Annotated in this window: 14 protein-coding genes and 1 pseudogene; 4 read left to right on the plus strand and 11 right to left on the minus strand. The window is 42.3% G+C overall.

The window, feature by feature from the left end; all coding sequences use genetic code 11:
- Window positions 1-110: 110 nt before the first annotated feature.
- Window positions 111-1,796, minus strand: a complete 1,686-nt coding sequence (gene ltrA / locus BJP34_RS05055) for a group II intron reverse transcriptase/maturase (protein ID WP_070391293.1) — start codon at window positions 1,794-1,796, stop codon at window positions 111-113.
- A 427-nt stretch (window positions 1,797-2,223) separates the two neighbouring features.
- Here ltrA and BJP34_RS48410 point away from each other — a divergent pair, with 427 nt between their 5' ends.
- The gene (locus tag BJP34_RS48410) at window positions 2,224-2,346 is read left to right on the plus strand and encodes a hypothetical protein (RefSeq protein ID WP_267876334.1); all 123 of its coding nucleotides are present in this window, start codon (window positions 2,224-2,226) and stop codon (window positions 2,344-2,346) included.
- A gap of 10 nt (window positions 2,347-2,356) precedes the next feature.
- Here the strand turns inward: BJP34_RS48410 and BJP34_RS05060 are convergent, their stop codons facing one another.
- Together BJP34_RS05060 and BJP34_RS05065 are read right to left on the minus strand one after the other, a co-directional pair.
- Complete coding sequence (locus tag BJP34_RS05060; RefSeq protein WP_229424248.1) at window positions 2,357-3,466, minus strand: RNA-guided endonuclease InsQ/TnpB family protein; 1,110 nt, start codon at window positions 3,464-3,466, stop codon at window positions 2,357-2,359.
- On the minus strand, window positions 3,436-4,065 hold the full coding sequence (locus BJP34_RS05065; RefSeq protein WP_070391409.1) for an IS607 family transposase: 630 nt from the start codon (window positions 4,063-4,065) through the stop codon (window positions 3,436-3,438). The genes BJP34_RS05060 and BJP34_RS05065 overlap by 31 nt, the downstream gene beginning before the upstream one ends.
- Window positions 4,066-4,439: 374 nt before the next feature.
- Here BJP34_RS05065 and BJP34_RS05070 point away from each other — a divergent pair, with 374 nt between their 5' ends.
- Window positions 4,440-5,081 carry an IS607 family transposase gene (locus BJP34_RS05070; RefSeq protein ID WP_070396493.1) on the plus strand — a complete coding sequence of 214 codons (642 nt, stop codon included), beginning with the start codon at window positions 4,440-4,442 and terminating at the stop codon, window positions 5,079-5,081.
- A 183-nt stretch (window positions 5,082-5,264) separates the two neighbouring features.
- Here the strand turns inward: BJP34_RS05070 and BJP34_RS05075 are convergent, their stop codons facing one another.
- Window positions 5,265-6,581, minus strand: coding sequence for a D-arabinono-1,4-lactone oxidase (locus BJP34_RS05075; RefSeq protein WP_083305007.1), 1,317 nt, complete (start codon window positions 6,579-6,581; stop codon window positions 5,265-5,267).
- A 68-nt stretch (window positions 6,582-6,649) separates the two neighbouring features.
- The gene (locus BJP34_RS05080) at window positions 6,650-7,972 is read right to left on the minus strand and encodes a tetratricopeptide repeat protein (RefSeq protein ID WP_070391411.1); all 1,323 of its coding nucleotides are present in this window, start codon (window positions 7,970-7,972) and stop codon (window positions 6,650-6,652) included.
- 341 nt (window positions 7,973-8,313) lie between these two features.
- Between BJP34_RS05080 and BJP34_RS05085 the strand changes: the two are divergent.
- Window positions 8,314-9,063 (plus strand): annotated as a pseudogene (locus BJP34_RS05085) (SDR family oxidoreductase).
- A gap of 263 nt (window positions 9,064-9,326) precedes the next feature.
- On the opposite strand, the gene BJP34_RS05095 reads toward BJP34_RS05085, so the two are convergent.
- The 5 genes from BJP34_RS05095 to BJP34_RS05120 form a co-directional block, all read right to left on the minus strand.
- Window positions 9,327-9,686, minus strand: a complete 360-nt coding sequence (locus tag BJP34_RS05095; RefSeq protein WP_070396494.1) for a four helix bundle protein — start codon at window positions 9,684-9,686, stop codon at window positions 9,327-9,329.
- A 201-nt stretch (window positions 9,687-9,887) separates the two neighbouring features.
- Window positions 9,888-11,147, minus strand: coding sequence for an ATP-binding protein (locus BJP34_RS05100; protein ID WP_070391412.1), 1,260 nt, complete (start codon window positions 11,145-11,147; stop codon window positions 9,888-9,890).
- 2 nt (window positions 11,148-11,149) lie between these two features.
- Window positions 11,150-12,967 carry a tetratricopeptide repeat protein gene (locus tag BJP34_RS05105; RefSeq protein ID WP_070391413.1) on the minus strand — a complete coding sequence of 606 codons (1,818 nt, stop codon included), beginning with the start codon at window positions 12,965-12,967 and terminating at the stop codon, window positions 11,150-11,152.
- 685 nt (window positions 12,968-13,652) lie between these two features.
- The gene (locus BJP34_RS05110) at window positions 13,653-13,886 is read right to left on the minus strand and encodes a hypothetical protein (protein ID WP_070391414.1); all 234 of its coding nucleotides are present in this window, start codon (window positions 13,884-13,886) and stop codon (window positions 13,653-13,655) included.
- Between the two features lie 606 nt (window positions 13,887-14,492).
- Complete coding sequence (locus tag BJP34_RS05120; RefSeq protein WP_070391416.1) at window positions 14,493-14,960, minus strand: hypothetical protein; 468 nt, start codon at window positions 14,958-14,960, stop codon at window positions 14,493-14,495.
- A 523-nt stretch (window positions 14,961-15,483) separates the two neighbouring features.
- On the opposite strand from BJP34_RS05120, the gene BJP34_RS05125 reads away from it, so the two are divergent.
- Window positions 15,484-16,680 (plus strand): SdrD B-like domain-containing protein, encoded by a 1,197-nt coding sequence (locus BJP34_RS05125; RefSeq protein ID WP_149030806.1) that lies wholly within the window; start codon window positions 15,484-15,486, stop codon window positions 16,678-16,680.
- Here BJP34_RS05125 and BJP34_RS42440 read toward each other — a convergent pair.
- Window positions 16,652-16,864, minus strand: a complete 213-nt coding sequence (locus BJP34_RS42440; protein ID WP_158517017.1) for a hypothetical protein — start codon at window positions 16,862-16,864, stop codon at window positions 16,652-16,654. The genes BJP34_RS05125 and BJP34_RS42440 overlap by 29 nt on opposite strands.
- Window positions 16,865-16,873 lie beyond the last annotated feature (9 nt).

Consider the following 16,873-nt stretch of genomic DNA (forward strand, 5'->3'; position numbering starts at 1 on the left):
GTTGATTAAACTAAGCCGGTGAGTCGCCCCACCGACTCGTCTTCAGAACCGGACATGACACTTTCGCATCATCCGGCTCCTCATCATAGGAACCATTTACATTGGTACCTCTAGAACGGATTCTCATCTAACTTTGAAGAGTTGACTTTGGTACCGTGTTTGGCGTCGTGACAATGGAGGTGAAGTAACTCTAGATTTTTGTCATGGTCGTTACCTCCTAGAGCGCGTGGTATAATATGGTGTTTTTCCAACAAATCTCCATCCCTGAAGGTAAGACCACAATGGGCGCATTTCCCTTCTTGCCGTTCTAAAAGCCTTCCCTTCTGAGTGGTCATCTCAGGATGCTTTCTCATTCTGGTGCTCCAATAAATTAGGTCTCCATCGTAGGGACTCCTGGTTTCTTGAACTTTTATGTGCCTGACTATTTCAGTTTTGGCATGTTTTGGGAGGTAGTTATTCCCGTTGGTCATGAATACCCAGTTATCTTCTCCGATGGTTCCCCAATATTTCTTGGTTACCCAGGTTCTTGATTTGTTGGGGTGTCTCCTATATCCCCATCTTCGAAGTTTGTTCCAGACTAGATTCCCTAATTTTGAGAAGGTTTCTTTGCTACAAACAGAGCTGTAGTAGTTACACCATCCTCTTATAATAGGTTTAAGTTGGCTTATTAACGCCTTCTGTGGGGCAGCTTTATGTCTGTTGATGACTTGGGAAAGCTGCCCGTAATGTTCTAGAACTTTTTCTTTGGATGGTTTGATGATGGTTTTAAAACCTCGTTTTGAATGGTTTTTACCTGTTTTATATTGACGGATGTTGAATCCAAGAAAATCAAATCCGTCAAAAGTGTGGGTAATTTGGGTTTTACTTGGTTTTAGTTCCAACCCCATGTCCTGTAGCCATGTGTTGATTACTTCTTGATATTCTTCTACCACTTTTTGGTCTGGGTGAAGGATGACGAAATCATCTGCGTATCTAATTAGGGCTAATCCTTTTTTGTAATATGTTTTTTTACCCTTGATAGAGTTGGCATAGTTCCATACCTCTTGTTCCATTCCGTGGAGGGCTATGTTCGCCAATAGTGGGGATATCACCCCACCTTGAGGGGTGCCCTCGTTTGTGTGTGAGAATATTCCCTTATCCATCACACCGGCTTTAAGCCAGGACTTAATTAAACGTCTCATGGATGGATAGGTATTCAATTTTGTTAGAAGTGCATCATGGTTTATTTTGTCGAAGCATTTGGCAATGTCAGCATCAAGAACCCATTTGGGTTTTTTGTTGATGAAATTGAATATTGCTTCAATGGCATCATGACATGAGCGTCCTGGTCTGAACCCGTATGAATTGGGTTCAAATTTTTCTTCCCATTCAGGTTCAAGAGCCTGCTTGGCAAGTGCTTGTAATGCACGGTCGTACATAGTCGGGATACCTAAGGGGCGTTTTTCTGACCGTCCGGGTTTGGGAATCCATACCCTTCTGGTAGGTTGTGCCTTTTTGGAGACCTTGAGGCTGGCTACTAAGGCGAGGCGTTGCCTATTGGTTAAGGCTTTGAACCCGTCTATTCCGGCAGTCTTTTTGCCTTTATTCTCCTGGGTGACTCGTCTGACCGCAATCATTTTGGCTGACCAGGACTTCATCAGGGTCTTTTGGAGTTTTCTTACCACGCTCACGTCACCACGGCTCGAGGCTCGGTATATTCGTTTTTGTAACTTAAAAACGGTCATTTCCAGCTTTCGCCAATTGACCCTTCTCCATTCCGACTGTGGGGCGAACCCCTGAGTTTTAGACTTATTCATTACTACTTACAACCATACCCTTTCCTACAACGTGAGTCCGTCAGCATATCCTGGGCATTACCCCAGGCATTGGCTTCTGACTCAATCTCGCTCTCCTATGACTTGCGGTTAACTACCTACTCAACCATCGACCATGTTGAGAGTACATATGAGAGTTATTTCGTTCCTGATAACCATTCTGTGGACTTTTAGGGTGGTACTCTTCACCAGGAATATTCTTTGGGAAATCATTATGAGGCGGCAAAACCTCATAGTCCTTATTCCTTTGACTTTTGTCTGTAGCGTATCAGTCTATTTCGCTACATGCCTTTTACGATGATTCTGATGTACCTTTCTCTCGTACCCATGAGTCCTTTGCCTGTTACTAACTTTGCTTAGACTAGCTCTGCTTCACTATTCGACCCTTGCATCAATTCATGAGTTTGTTATGTTCATAAATCAGGGTAAGGCTGTCACTCGGATTTCACGAGGGATGGATTTTCACCATCATGGTTATCAAGTTGTCATGGTTCAGTTTCCCGACCAAGCGGTTAGTCCCCCAAACCCTTAATAGGTAAGGTTTATAACCAACGAAACGCACTTGCCGACAAAGCACGAATCATTATGTTCCGTGCGCCATTCCAATCCCGTGGTAATGAGAAACCACATTTTGGGCATTGGAATTTTCTATTACCGCCTAATTTTTCGTGAATATGACCGCACTCCGGACAAGTCTTGCTCGTGTAAGATTCATTAACTAATACCACCATTACATCATGCCGATCTGCCATTTGTATCAAATGTTGACGAAATTTGTAATGACTCCAGGTGAGCAGATTGCGAGCTGTCTTCTTGTTCAACTTCCTAGCTGACTTTACAACCATCAAAGATGTCTCAAACCTTGGTAAAAAGATCAGCTTGTAGTTACTAACGAGAAAGGAGGCCGACTTGTTGCGGGTGTCCTTGATCAAGTCTTGAATCTTTTGGCGTAAACGATGAGCGGCTTTCCTCATTGCTGCGCTTTGGCGCACGCTTCGCGAACGTCTCTGACGTTTGGCAGAGCTTAAGTCAATACGACTCATCAACCGATCTAATTGTTGACAAAGTCTTTGGATTCTACCAATATCGCTCTTACCTATTTCGATATAATTTCTGCCATCAAAACCAGTAAGGAATGTCCTAACACCTGGGTCTAAGGCTATTACTCGTTCCTCTTCAGTAGGAGTGGGCTCAATGTACTCAGGAAAAATCCCGTACCATTTTCCTTTGATCCACACTAATTGAGTTCCGTAGATACATTCGGTAGGGAAGTCTTGAGGTGAGCGGAAAGACAATCCTTTTACTTTTGTTGGGTACCAGAAACCCTTCTTGAAGTTTCCTGCTTTGAACTTGATCACCTGGGAAGTCTGACGACAGGACTTAAACTTAGCAAAACCTCCGTTAGCTTTCGCCTGCTTAACTGCATCGATCGCATCAGCTACTGCCTCTTGTAGTTGATGACCTGGAAGCGTTTTTACCCATTCTGGTCTATCAGCGCCTCTTGCTATTTTCTGTAGATCGTAGGTACTACCTTGATAGCCATTCTTGATAGTAGCTATGGACCAGTTATAAACAAGCGCGATAAGCGTTGAGCCAAGTTTTCCAAACTTTATGAAGTTCTTTAGACGGAAACACCCTGATCTTTGAGACACTGTTGGGTGTCAACTTCACCGTCTGATTCCGAGGTTTTTTCTTGTACCGCTTTCGTGAGTTGTTTTTGGTATTTTCGGAGTCCGTAAAGCCTAGCAGAGAAACAGTGGAGGATGGACAAGATATCTTCGACGAGTTCTTGCTCTGGGGATAATTTACGTTCATTGAGAACCAAGAGTTTAACTCCACTTTTTTGGCACAACCATTCAAGTAACGGAAATCCAAATCGGACTGCTCTATCTGGGTATGCAATGACAAATGCCGAGATATCAGAGCTGTATATTCGTTCCAATATTTTGATAAACTTTCGCCGTTTAAAATTGAGTCCCGATCCAACTTCTGAAATAACTTCAGCGTTTGGGTATTTTGACCGTAAAAATTCAGCTTGTCTATCAAGGTCGTCTCGTTGGGAGTGTGTAGAGACTCTTGCATAAGCGACAATGGGCTTACTCTGCGGGTCTTGTCCTTGAACACAAAACCTTCTTTGATTCCCTTGAGTCCTGATGCTGTCAAGTCTTCCGTCTTTATCCCATCTCCTGAGTGTTGTAATGGAGACACCGTAATATTCGGCTGCCTCTTTTGGGGTGACATATTTTTTCATAACGGCTTAACCTCTACAAATCTATACTAACATATTTGTAGAGGTATGATAAGGTTTGATAAGATTAAATGCTCATAGTTACACCTCGGGAGATGGGGAGATGGGGAGATGGGGAGATGGGGAGATGGAGAGATGGGGAGATGGGGAGATGGGGAGATTTTTAATGAAGGGTAATTATCCTAAAATTCTATTATAGAATAATATATTGGCTACTCTTGCTAGCATGCCTGTTGCTAGCATGCCATTGCCTATTGCTAGCATGCCTGTTGCCTGTTGCCTGTTGCCTGTTGCTTCTCTATAAAAAATAGACACCCTTGGACATTCCTGACAAAATGGGTAATACTAGAGAGGTTGTGATTAGATCTAGCATTGATATGGAAAGTCATTCTGAGATGACATTAAGCATTGGGGAGGCAGCTAAACAGCTAGGAGTCTCTACCAAAACCCTAAGACGGTGGGCTGATGCAGGCAAAATCAGATATCAACGTTCACCTACTGGACAACGGCGATTTTATCTTAAAGATATCAAACATATAACACCAAGAAATCCTCAGCCATTAACCCACAGATTGACAATTAACTATGCCAGAGTTTCAAGTGATGAGCGACAAAAAGACCTGAGGAGTCAAATTCAATTATTAGAAAATTTTAGCGCTGCTAATGGTTGGCAATACGAAACTATTTCTGATTTAGGGGGTGGTTTAAATTATCACAAAAAAGGATTGAACCAATTACTCAGAAAAATTATGACAGGGGATGTTGAACGATTGGTGATAACTCACAAGGATAGATTGCTGAGATTTGGATCAGAATTAATCTTTACCATTTGTGAAGAGTTTGGCACAGAAGTCGTGATCATTAATAAATCCCCAGAGGGAGTCAGCTTTGATGACGAATTAACCCAAGACATGATGGAATTAATCACAGTCTTTTCTGCCCGTCTCTATGGCGCTAGGAGCCAAAAAAATCAAAAATTACTGGATGGAATGAGTAAAGTGGTAAAGGAATTAGAGTAAGGAATAGGTGGAGAGGGGGTAGGGTGGGGAGATTGGGGAGATTTTTATTAAGCGATGCAGCGCGGTCTTGGGGGTTTCCCCCATGAGCGACTGCATCAAGACAGGGTAATTATCCCGACATGATATTAGAGAATATGGAAGAAACTCCGGCTGTGAAACCAACTCCCAACCGATTTGAGCCAATTATACATCAAAAGGGAAGAGGCGGTCGAGGAAGGGGTTAGAAAAAAGTCGATCAGGATCAAATTCTTTCATAAGTAGAGCGAAGTCATCCCAACGTGGGTATTGTGAGCGCAGATATTCCCGATTGGAATAAAAGTGCTTGCCCCAGTTGGGACGGCCACCATACTCTAATAATATCTGTTCGGCTTCCCGATGATAGTTTTCAATCACTTTAAAATCTGACCCTGATAAGTTAAGGCTAATATATACCGATTCTCTTTGATACAGTGGGCTTAACCAATGCTCTTCGGAACTAGCAAATCGAACTGATATTGGTAGGTTTATCCTAAATCCCTGGTTTTTTATCATCTGGTGAATTTGCTCCAGAGCTTTGATTGCAGCTGACCTTGGTATGGCATACTCCAACTCGGAATAGGTGAAATTAATATTCTCAAAGGCGAGGATTTTAAAGCTCTTATCCCAACGGTTTAATCCCCGTAGATTAGTCAAAAAAGCTACTCTAAAGATGAGAGGAATTGTAAAAGGAAACGTCCTGGTAATCCAGTCACCGATTCCATTGCCTTCTCTAGATATAGTTCTAGATAGGTCGTCTAGGAATTGTCTCCAGAATGGCATGGGAGTAACCGGCTCATCCATTTTATTAAACTTAAACCAATAGGAGCGTGAGGTGTGGGGAAATTCAAAGAATTGGAAATGATCGTTTTCTTTAACTAGTGTGTCTATTTCTTTTCTGAGAAGGTCGGTCAACATCGGTTGTTGAATATCTCGCAAGAAGAATTTAGGAACACAACGAAGGGTTAATTTAGTAATAATACCAAGGGCACCCAAGTTGACACATACTCCATAAAATGTGGGATTATCTTGTTGGTAGCGGACAACTTCCCCGGATGCTTTCATTAGCTCTAGCTCAACCACTGCACTAGCCAGTGAGCCGTTTTTGTCTCCTGTTCCATGGGTAGCCATTGCTATTGCACCAGAAATAGTCTGCTTGGTGATTGCTCCCAGGTTTTCCAAGGCCATGCCGTGTTGGTCTAGGTATTGATTCAAGCTGTTTAGTGTTATTCCTGGCTCGACAGTAACGGTGCCCCTTTCTCGGTCTAGCTCGATTACCCGGTTTAGTCGCTTTAATGATACAAGAACACCATCGGTGCATGCAGCTTCTGACCATGAGTGTCCCGAACCAACCACCTTAACTTTCATCTTTTCGGTTCGAGCCATGGCAAGAACTTTCTTGAGATCTTCGTTAGAAGATGGCTCGACAATACTTTTGGGGTTGCAAGAAACATTACCCCTCCAATTTGACCAAGTAACTGACATATTAATTTATGAAAAATATTGTAATGGTTTTTCTATATTTTAGCATAGAATAGATAAGCTGTCAGCTATCAGTTTCTTAGCTGAATCAGTAGTTTAGCAATATGACGTTGAAGGTTTTCCCAATCTTCGGGAAAGTCGTCACGGGTAAAGATTTCTGAGGCATTTTCATAGCATGCGATCGCATTTTCCAGATTCTCTGTAGTGTCTCCTACTATTCTGTTGCTGTAAGCATTACCCAGGTTATATAGGGTCCTTGCCCACTCTTCGGGGAAGTCTTGTTTAGTATAAACAGACAAGGCTAGTTGGTATTGGGCAATAGCAATTTCGAGATTATCAGCCCGGTCTCCACGGATTCTGTCACTGTAGGCTATGCCCAGGTTGTTGTGAGTACTTGCCCAATCTTCCGGGAAATCTGGTTTGGTGCGAACTTCTAATGCTAGTTGGTATACTTCTATGGCTTCTTCGAGATTATCAGCCCGGTCTCCACGGAGTCTTTCACAGTAGGCATTGCCCAGGTTATAGTGAGTGATTGCCCAATCAATGGGGAAATCTGGTTTAGTGCGAATTTCCAAAGCTAGTTGGAATGCTTTAATAGCTTTTTCGAGATTATCAGCCCGGTCTCCACGGATTCTTTCACAGTAAGCTATGCCCAGGTTGTTTTGAGTACTTGCCCAATCTTCGGGGAAGTCTGGTTTGGTATAAACCTCCAAGGCTACTTGGTATGCATCTATGGCTTTTTCGAGATTATTAGCCCGATTGCCACGGATTCTGTCACAGTAGGCATTGCCCAAGTTGTTTTGAATAGCTGCCCAAATTTCCGGGTTACTATGATTAGTAAAAACGGTTAGCATCGTTTGGTAACCGGCAATAGCGATTTCCCTGTTATTGGCTTGATTGCCCAGTGAAAAATCGCTGATCATGGTGCTGAATTCCCAGATACTATTAGCGATTTCTGTTGCTGTTTCTGGTTCCGCTGCTGAGAGTTTAGTACTTGCCCAGGTTTGCAGGATAGGGATAAAATTATGATCGAGTTTGTCTAGGTTTGCTACCAGGAGTTGGTAGACAGCTTCGCGGTCGCCTTTGCTGTTAGCGGTTGCTAGCAATACCTCGTCTAAAAATTGCTGATACTCTTCCGATGAAGCCTTAGCTGAAGTAAGGGTTTCTGAAATTGCCAGACCCTTTAAAAGCTTACTCCTGATACGTAGTAAAAAGTTAGCCGCGTTTTGGTGGCCATTTCCTGTTAGATATTCTGCTGATTGTGCCATTACTTGCAATAATTCGGCATCCACTAACTCAAGGTTACTATTAATAATTTTGATTTCTTTACCCTTGGGACAAGTTAGGAGTTGGTGGAGCAATTTGAGGTATTGTTGTTTTCTTTGTTTGTCCATTTTTACTTACCCCTGGGTCAGCTGTCAGCCTTCAGCTTTCTTGGTTGTGGGAGCATGTTACTTATATAGAACATTTGTACTAAATATTTAGCCCCCTCATGGGTTTAAGCACGCTTTGATGGTACATAGTTGATCTGTTCTGCAACTTTGACCTACTCCCTTTGGTTATTACTTATATAATAGTATTTTATATAGCAATTCTCTATGCCATGAGGTACAAAGAGATCCCCCTAAATCCCCCTTATCAAGGGGGACTTTGAGGTTTAGAAGCGTACCTCATAAATCCTAGAAACGCTATAAATAGTATTTTAGACACACTTATCCTGCCTGAGATATCAACAATGGAAGAACTAAAAAATAGAGTTGCCTTAATTACTGGTGCTAGTTCTGGTATTGGTCGAGCAACGGCGATCGCCTTTGCCAAAGAAGGTGCAAAAGTTGTGGTTGCTGCCCGTCGAAGTAAAGAAGGAGAAGAAACCGTTGAGTTAATCAAACAAGTAGGTGGAGAAGGGATTTTTATCCAAACTGATGTCACTCAAGAAGAACAGGTTAAGAATTTAGTCGAAAAAACTGTTGAAATCTATGGTCATCTTGATTGTGCTTTTAATAATGCTGGTTTTGCTGTAGGAAATCCAATTACCGAAGAAACAGTTTAAAATTATGACCAAGTCTTTAATGTCAATGTTAAAGGGGTATTTTTATCTCTGAAATACGAACTATCCTATATGTTAAATCATGGAGGGGGAGCAATTGTTAATTGTGCTTCTATTCTAGGTTTGGTTGCTTTAGCACCAACATCTCTTTATACAGCTAGTAAACACGCAGTATTAGGCTTAACTAAAACAGCCGCTTTAGAGGTTGCACAGTCTAACATTCGTGTTAATGCCGTATGTCCTGGTGTCATTGACACAGACATGGCTCGTCCTTTCTTCCCTATTCCTTTCTATCAAGAGTTTATTAAAAAACATCCTATGGGTCGAGTAGGCAGAGAAGAAGAAGTTGCCAATGCTGTCGTTTTTCTGTGTTCAGATAAAGCATCTTTTATTACAGGAGAATTTTTAGCTGTAGATGGAGGGTTTCTCGCTCAATAGATGTAGGAGTCGTAAGCATTCAGCTTAAGCGCTACGCGCACGCGTGCGCGTTCAGCGGTCAGCTATCAGCGGTCAGCTATCAGCTATCAGCTATCAGTTATCAGCTATCAGCTATCAGCTATCAGCGGTCAGCTATCAGCTATCAGCTATCAGCGGTCAGCTATCAGCTATCAGCCATTGGCTGTAGGCCACGCTACTTGAGGTGCTTTTGAATAAAATAAGCTGACCACTGACCACTGACCGCTGACGGCTGACCACTGACGTCAGCTATCAGCTTTTAGCTTTTTAATAAAACAGGTAAGCATTCGTTTAATCTCTGTTACGTCTGCTGCCAGGGATTCATAGTCTTGGGCTTTGAGTAAGTTAAGATCGTGAGCCAGTAACAGGTGATATTCAAGTTCACTGGCTGAACCCATAGCAATTTGAAGAAAACGGGCTAGTTCGGCTTTTCCGGTTCTACCACATCCCTCGGCAATATTGGCAGGGATTGAAGCGCAAGAGCGGCGGATTTGGCTTGTCAACCCATACAGTTCTTCCTTGGGAAATACTTGGGTTGCCCTATAGACAGATAACGTAAGCTTATGGGCTTTTCCCCAGACTTTCAATTCTCTAAAATCTCTCAATATTATATTCTCCCCTTTGTGCATCAGCTGATAGCTGATATAGCAATCCTAAATCATTTTTAAAATCAGCCAAAGCTGGAATCGTTGCTGGGCAAGGGTTATAGCTATCACTTTAGCCAATATATTTCACGAATCATTTAGGACTGCTATAACTGATAACTGATAGCTGACCACTGACCACTGACTGCTGATGGCTTACATTCATTGTTCTTCATCTGACTGCTCTGACGGAGGCAAAAGTAGAGGATTCCCTTGATATTTTGCTGCTTTATCCGTAGGTAAACGACGTACTAAGTCAAATTGGATTAACTTATCTAAAATCGGTAAAACTTGACTAAACTGTTGAGTTTTAAGACGCTTGAGGTCATCCATGGTTACGTTTTCATCGGATAGCACTCCTTTTTCTAATACTAAGTCAAGGACATAATAATCTTCAGGAGTTAATTCTGACTGACCGCGCAGTTTCTGACTGACATACTCTAAACCTTGCTGAAAGACGTCTGGTGTAATCTTTTCTGCTTGTAAATCCGCTGCTTTCAGCAATACATAATTAGCAATGCGATTAAACCAACGGGGTATACCCTGGGAATGTGCGCACAGATTTCTAGCAGTTTCGAGAGTGAAGGGATGAACAGCATCAGGATTACTTTCGTCTTTGTTAGTTTTGTTAATCCGGGCGCTAGCGAGATAGTTAATTAACATTTGATAAGTGGTAGCTTGGTCTAATGCTGTAATCTCTAATGCTAAATCAAATAACCCTCGTTCAGAGATCAACAAATCCCGAGTCAACCCAGAAGGATGCCCGGTCAAAATAAACCACGCATCACCTTTGAGCATACCTTGAGCATCGTGCAATAGTTGACGCACCTTGGCTGGGTCTTGTTTATCTAAATCATCGATAGCAATCACCACACGACTATACTTTTCCAGCGCTCTTTCCAATAAGTCTTGAAAGGTAAGAGTGGGAAACTTTGGGGCATTAACCGGTTTAGCTTCCGCTTCAATACTTCCCCCAAACCCGGCGATTTTGGCATCAAACTTGGTCTTGGTTTTGCGAGTCGATTCACTCATCAATCCCATGTTGTTTAACAGTTGTTGCGCCCACTCATCCTCTGGCATATATCGGGCTAGGGCAATCAAAGCAGCGGTTGCTAAATCAGTTTCAAAGGGTAGACTAATATAGGTAACGAGAGTATCTTTACTTTTTCGTTGCAAGACGCTCAAGACTTCTAAAATAAATGCTGTTTTACCAATACCAACGGAACCATAGACTAATATCCGCTTCCGTTCGCGACCCCGCAACAAATTAAATATCTGCTTTAACTCCTGGGTGCGACCTGTGAAAACTTTATCTAGGTTTGACCCCAAGCTGGAAGCACTTTCAGAAAAAGGAATTTCTTCAAGATTCCAGCTAGTAAAAATTTCGTCGGTTTCATCCCAAAGTTTATCGGCTTCACTCATGGCTATGGCTTGGTTTTTATTTTATTAATAACTTGGAGCAGTTGTTGAATATTATCAATTCCTTGGTTATCCTTAATTGTATGACAAATTTCATAAGCTTGGGTTAATTCTTCTCGGGCATCGTCGATAAATCCAATGGAAATCATCAGCATGCCTAATCCCGTTTTGCAGATAGCGATTCCTGGTTGATTATTAAGATGATTGTAGATGCGGAGAGCGTCCCGGTAATTCATCCGGGCTTTGTCTAGGTTCATGATTAAATGATGGGTGCGGGCAATGTGGTATACTGAATCTGCAAGGGCTTCTAGGTTTTCGGTGTGACGATAGATCGGGAGACTTTGCTCTAAGCGGGATAATCCATCATACCAGCTTCCTCGCTGAACCAGCAGTTTACCAATATTACGTTGGACGTCTGCCCAATCTTCGGGAAAGTCGTCACGGGTGTAGAACTCTGAAGCATTTTGATAGGATGCGATCGCTTTTTCCAGATTCTCTGCACTATTTCCTAGTATTCGCTTACTGTAGCCATTGCCCAGGTTATAGTGAGCGTTTGCCCACTTTTCGGAGAAGTCTTGTTTGGTGATAACTTCCAATGCTAGTTGGTATGCTTCTATGGCGAGTTCTAAATTATCAGCTTTGTCTCCATTGATTCTGTTACCGTAGGCATAGCCCAGGTTATAGTGAGTGTTTGCCCACTTTTCGGGGAAGTCTTGTTTGGTGATAACTGACAAAGCTAGTTGGTATGCTTCGATCGCAAGTTCAATATTATCAGCTTTATCTTCACGGATTCTGTTACTGTAGGCAAGACCCAGGATAGCTTGAGTGCTTGCCCAATATTGGGGGAAATCTTGTTTGGTGATAACGGACAAAGCTAGTTGGTAGGCTTCGATCGCAAGTTCGAGATTATCAGCCTGATCTCCACGGATTCTGTTACTGTAGGCAAGACCCAGGATAGCTTGAGTGCTTGCCCAATATTGGGATAAATTTTGTTTGGTTATAACGGACAAAGCTAGTTGGTATGCTTCGATCGCAAGTTCAATATTATCAGCTTTATCTCCATGGATTCTATTACTGTAAGCATAGCCCAGGTTATTTTGAGTCCTTGCCCAATCTTCGGGAAAGTCTGATTTAGTATAAACGGACAAAGCTAGTTGGTATGCTTCTATGGAAATTTCGAGATTATCAGCTTTATCTCCATTGATTCTGTCACTGTAGGCATAGCCCAGGTTATTTTGAGTCCTTGCCCAAATTTCCGGGTTACTATCACGGTTAATAACTGTTAGCGTCGTTTCGTAACCAGCAATAGCTATTTCCATGTTATTGGCTTTGTTATCCAGTAAAAAATCGCTGATAAAGTTGCTAAAATTGCAAATAACTATAGCAATAAATTCTGCTGTTTCTGGTTCCAACTCTGATAATTTAGCACTTGCCCATGTTTTTAAGATATCGATAAAGTTATCATCGAGCTTGTCTAGATTGGCTTCCAGAAGTGGGTAGACAACTTTGGAGTCGCCATTGCTGTCGGCAGTTCCTCGCAATACCTCCATCAAGAAGTCCAGATGGTCTTGGGATGAAGCATTAATTAAAGTAGGGGATTTTAAAAATATCTCTAAAAGCTGACTTCTGAGACTAGCTAAAAAGTCAGCAGCATTTTGGTTACCATCGGCTGCTATTTTTTCTGCTACTACTGCCATTACCTGCAATAATTCTGCATCCACTAACTCGCGGTTACTCTCAAGAATTTGAACTTCTTCACCGCTGGCACAAGTTAGCAGTTGATTGACCAAGTTGAGGTATGCTTGTAGTCTTTCTTCGTCCATTTTTACTTATTCAGCTATCAGCTATCAGCTATCAGCTATCAGTTTGACCGGGTGGTGCGTTACGGGACGGACTCTTCCAAGACTGGCTACCGATAAAATGAGCCCGAGCCCTTCCCTAACGCACCCTACTGGACCGACACATCTAAAATGGTGTAATAAGCGTAGGTTGGGTTGAAGAATGAAACCCAACACCAGTAACGCTTTGTTGGGTTTACCTACCGCTCAACCCAACCTACATTTTTAGGTGTGCCATGCCACTACGCCACTTCATTTTTTAATTCTTCATTCTTCATTCTTCATTCTTCCCAATCACTAACTTCTATAAGTATAGCAATCAATAAAAAAATTCGGTCAAGCTCAGATAAACTCTGATACTTGACCGAATTATAGTGTGTAAACCTTAATAAGTACAGCTAAGCTGCACTTAAACCATATAACTCCTGATTAATTGTACATGATTCCCAAGTTAGTCAGCTATCAACTATCAGCTATCAGCTATCAGCTTATGCGCAATCAGTGCTTTTGAATAAAATAAGCTGACGGCTGAATGCTGACGGCTGAATGCTGATTTATACCCCTCCCCAAAAAAAACGTTCACTCTTAATTCTACATTCTTCATTCTTAATTCTTAATTCTACATTCTTCATTCCTGTTCGCCAGGGCCAAGCCCTGGCAATTTACTATCCTAATCTACGTAAAAATATCGAATCAAAGTCGCCATAACCTCACCAGGATTTCCGGTAGGCTCGGGAGTGCTCCACTCGTCGGGATAAGCGTATTTCATAGAATAGATGGCAAGAATTGTTTTCCGAACTTGTTCAGGAGAACCGACCAAGATTTGCTTGGCTTTCTTAGGTTTGCGACCTTGGTTTTCAGGGTTTTGATTTTCATCAGGGTTTGAGGGAAAGTTTGTACTCATTAATCGTTATTGGTTTAAAACGCTTACATTATTAATGTATTAATTTATTGATTAAATGTCAAGGGGTTTAGGAATTTTTTTTTATTACCAAATTGCGACGATTAATCGTAATTAAATTATTGATATTAATCGTAGGGTGGGCAGTGGACGAGACCAATAAAATACGATGGTAATCCCTTAAATCACTGCCCACCGACAGTAAATTAATTAGTAAAAATTAGTTAATTATCTAGATTTTCACTAAAATTAATCTTCTGGTGGGCAGTGGTCTGATTTTTAACTATTACTATCCCTTGAGAAAGCACTGCCCACCCTACAGGTAGATCTCTATTATCAACACTATAGTTGTCTTGTTTTTTAATAAAATTAATCCTCTGGTGGGCAGTGCTCTGATTTTTAACTATTACTATCCCTTGAGAAAGCACTGCCCACCCTAGATCAGAGCTCTATTATCAACACTATAGTTGTCTTGTTTTTTAATAAAATTAATCTTCTGGTGGGCAGTGGTCTGATTTTTAACTATTACTATCCCTTGAGAAAGCACTGCCCACCCTACAGGTATATCTGGCTGTGGTGGGCAGTTAATTATCTAGATTTTCACTAAAATTAATCCTCTGGTGGGCAGTGCTCTATCGGATTTTCAACTATGACTATCCCTTGAAAAACCACTGCCGACCCTACAGGTATATCTGGCTGTGGTGGGCAGTGCTCTATTCTATTTTCAACTATGACTATCCCTTGAAAAACCACTGCCGACCCTACAGGTATATCTGGCTGTGGTGGGCAGTGTTCTATCCGATTTTTAACTATTACTATCCCTTGAGAAACTACTGCCGACCCTACAGGTATATCTGGCTGTGGTGGGCAGTGTTCTATCCGATTTTCAACTATTACTATCCCTTGAGAAACTACTGCCGACCCTACAGGTATATCTGGCTGTGGTGGGCAGTGTTCTATCCGATTTTTAACTATTACTATCCCTTGAGAAACTACTGCCGACCCTACAGGTATATCTGGCTGTGGTGGGCAGTGCTCTATCGGATTTTTAACTATTACTATCCCTTGAGAAACCACTGCCGACCCTACAGGTATATCTGGCTCTGGTGGGCAGTGCTCTATTCTAATTTATGTGATTAATCGTAGGGTGGGCAGTGCTTTATTTCGATAAAATTAACTAGTAATTGCTTAGCTAGCACTGCCCACCAACAGGAAATAATTTAGTAAAAACAATAATACAAAGAATCTTCCGGTGGGCAGTGGTCTATCGGATTTTCAACTATTACTATCCCTTGAAAAACCACTGCCCACCCTACAGGTATATTTTGCTCTGGTGGGCAGTGCTCTATCGGATTTTTAACTATTACTATCCCTTGAAAAACCACTGCCGACCCTACATCAGATCTCAATTTGTAACGTTTTGCAACTATCGCCAAAATGGCGGGACAGATTGAGCCTACTGTCTCATTTTTTAGATAGGTCTGGGATTAGCAACATCTAGGTGAGGATTTTAGGGAATCGGGAATCGGGAATCGGGAATCGGTAACAGGGATAAAATCCTGTGTAGCTTATTGCTATCCAAAACCCTATATTGTTTCTTTTGCCTCTTGCCTTTTGCCTCTTGCCTTTTGCCTCTTGCCTTTTGCCTTTTGCCTATTCCCTATTCCCTATACACATACATTTCATTAATAGGAAAGTAACCATGATAGTAATCAACGATAACGAGAATTCCAATTCACAACCAGTAATACCAGAACCAAACCCGAATGACCCTACTGGTTCTATTGGCAATTACGTTTGGTTAGACAGCAACAGAGATGGTCTCCAAAATGAGCCTCCTGAAAATGGTGTGAATGGCGTTACTGTTAATCTCTTCGACATCAACGGTAACCTAATCCAAACCACTACTACCAATGACGATAATAATGAGAATCCTGGGTTCTATCTATTTGAGAATATCCCGGATGACCTTTCTAGTCGTTATACTCTGGAATTCGTTGCGCCGGAAGGGTTTACCTTTACTACCCAAGATAATGACCCACGACAGTTTATTGATACTGATAGTCCTATAGATAGTGATGTTGATCCCAATACCGGTCGTGTCACTATCGGTCCGATCACCCGATTTTTACCGGAAGGAATTGACCAATTGGTATGGGATGCTGGTCTGGTGCCAGTTAAACCAGGGTCAACTGGTACCCCAGGGGATGACAAACTGATTGGTACTCGTGGTAATGACCACATTAGTGGTGGAGACGGTAACGATACTATTGTCGGTCGTGGTGGTAATGATACCCTTTCGGGGGATAAAGGCCAGGATGTAATTAAAGGGGGTGCTGGTAAGGATGTGCTGGATGGTGGCACTGGTCGTGACATTATTACCGGTGGTGGTGGTGATGACACGATTAACGGTGGTGGTGGTAAGGATCGGTTAGTGGGTGGTCGTGGTAATGATCACATCACCGGTGGTGGTGGTGATGACAGGATTAATGGTGGTCGTGGTAGTGATACGTTAGTTGGTGGTGCTGGTCATGATGACTTTTTGTTTACTAAGGGCAGTAGCTTCCGCCATGGTGATGTGGATGTAATCGAAGACTTTGAAGTTGGTGCAGATCTGATTAAATTGAGGGGCTTTGGTGCCATTGATCCTCAAAAGTGGTTTCATAGAGCAGTAGCCTCTGGTATCCTATCTGACAGTGACCAGGGTGTTGTGCTTTCTCCTAAAACTGGTGGAACCCTTGTGATTGAGGATGTGGAGCTAGATCAACTCAGTGGTGACAATTTCCACTTGCTATAGAATAGACTTTTTGCAGAAGTAGGGAATAGGGAACAGGGAACAGGGAATAGGGAATAGGGAACAGGGAACAGGGAACAGGGGAGAATAGTGGAACAGGCATCTTGCCTGTGGTGCTATGGGCATCTTGCCTGTGGTGCCATGGGCATCTTGGTAGAAAGCGCACCTTTACAAAGGTCAGATGCACCGATTCCCG

The sequence above is a fragment of the Moorena producens PAL-8-15-08-1 genome, assembly GCF_001767235.1.
GTDB lineage: Bacteria > Cyanobacteriota > Cyanobacteriia > Cyanobacteriales > Coleofasciculaceae > Moorena > Moorena producens_A.

What these genes read in the sequence shown, in the direction of transcription:
- BJP34_RS05070 (WP_070396493.1), top strand. Translation starts at nt 4,440, where the DNA reads ATGGAAAGTCATTCTGAGATGACATTAAGCATTGGGGAGGCAGCTAAA.
- BJP34_RS05110 (WP_070391414.1), bottom strand. Translation starts at nt 13,886, where the DNA reads ATGAGTACAAACTTTCCCTCAAACCCTGATGAAAATCAAAACCCTGAA.
- BJP34_RS05100 (WP_070391412.1), bottom strand. Translation starts at nt 11,147, where the DNA reads ATGAGTGAAGCCGATAAACTTTGGGATGAAACCGACGAAATTTTTACT.
- ltrA (WP_070391293.1), bottom strand. Translation starts at nt 1,796, where the DNA reads ATGAATAAGTCTAAAACTCAGGGGTTCGCCCCACAGTCGGAATGGAGA.
- BJP34_RS48410 (WP_267876334.1), top strand. Translation starts at nt 2,224, where the DNA reads ATGTTCATAAATCAGGGTAAGGCTGTCACTCGGATTTCACGAGGGATG.
- BJP34_RS05075 (WP_083305007.1), bottom strand. Translation starts at nt 6,581, where the DNA reads ATGTCAGTTACTTGGTCAAATTGGAGGGGTAATGTTTCTTGCAACCCC.
- BJP34_RS05105 (WP_070391413.1), bottom strand. Translation starts at nt 12,967, where the DNA reads ATGGACGAAGAAAGACTACAAGCATACCTCAACTTGGTCAATCAACTG.
- BJP34_RS05080 (WP_070391411.1), bottom strand. Translation starts at nt 7,972, where the DNA reads ATGGACAAACAAAGAAAACAACAATACCTCAAATTGCTCCACCAACTC.
- BJP34_RS05065 (WP_070391409.1), bottom strand. Translation starts at nt 4,065, where the DNA reads ATGAAAAAATATGTCACCCCAAAAGAGGCAGCCGAATATTACGGTGTC.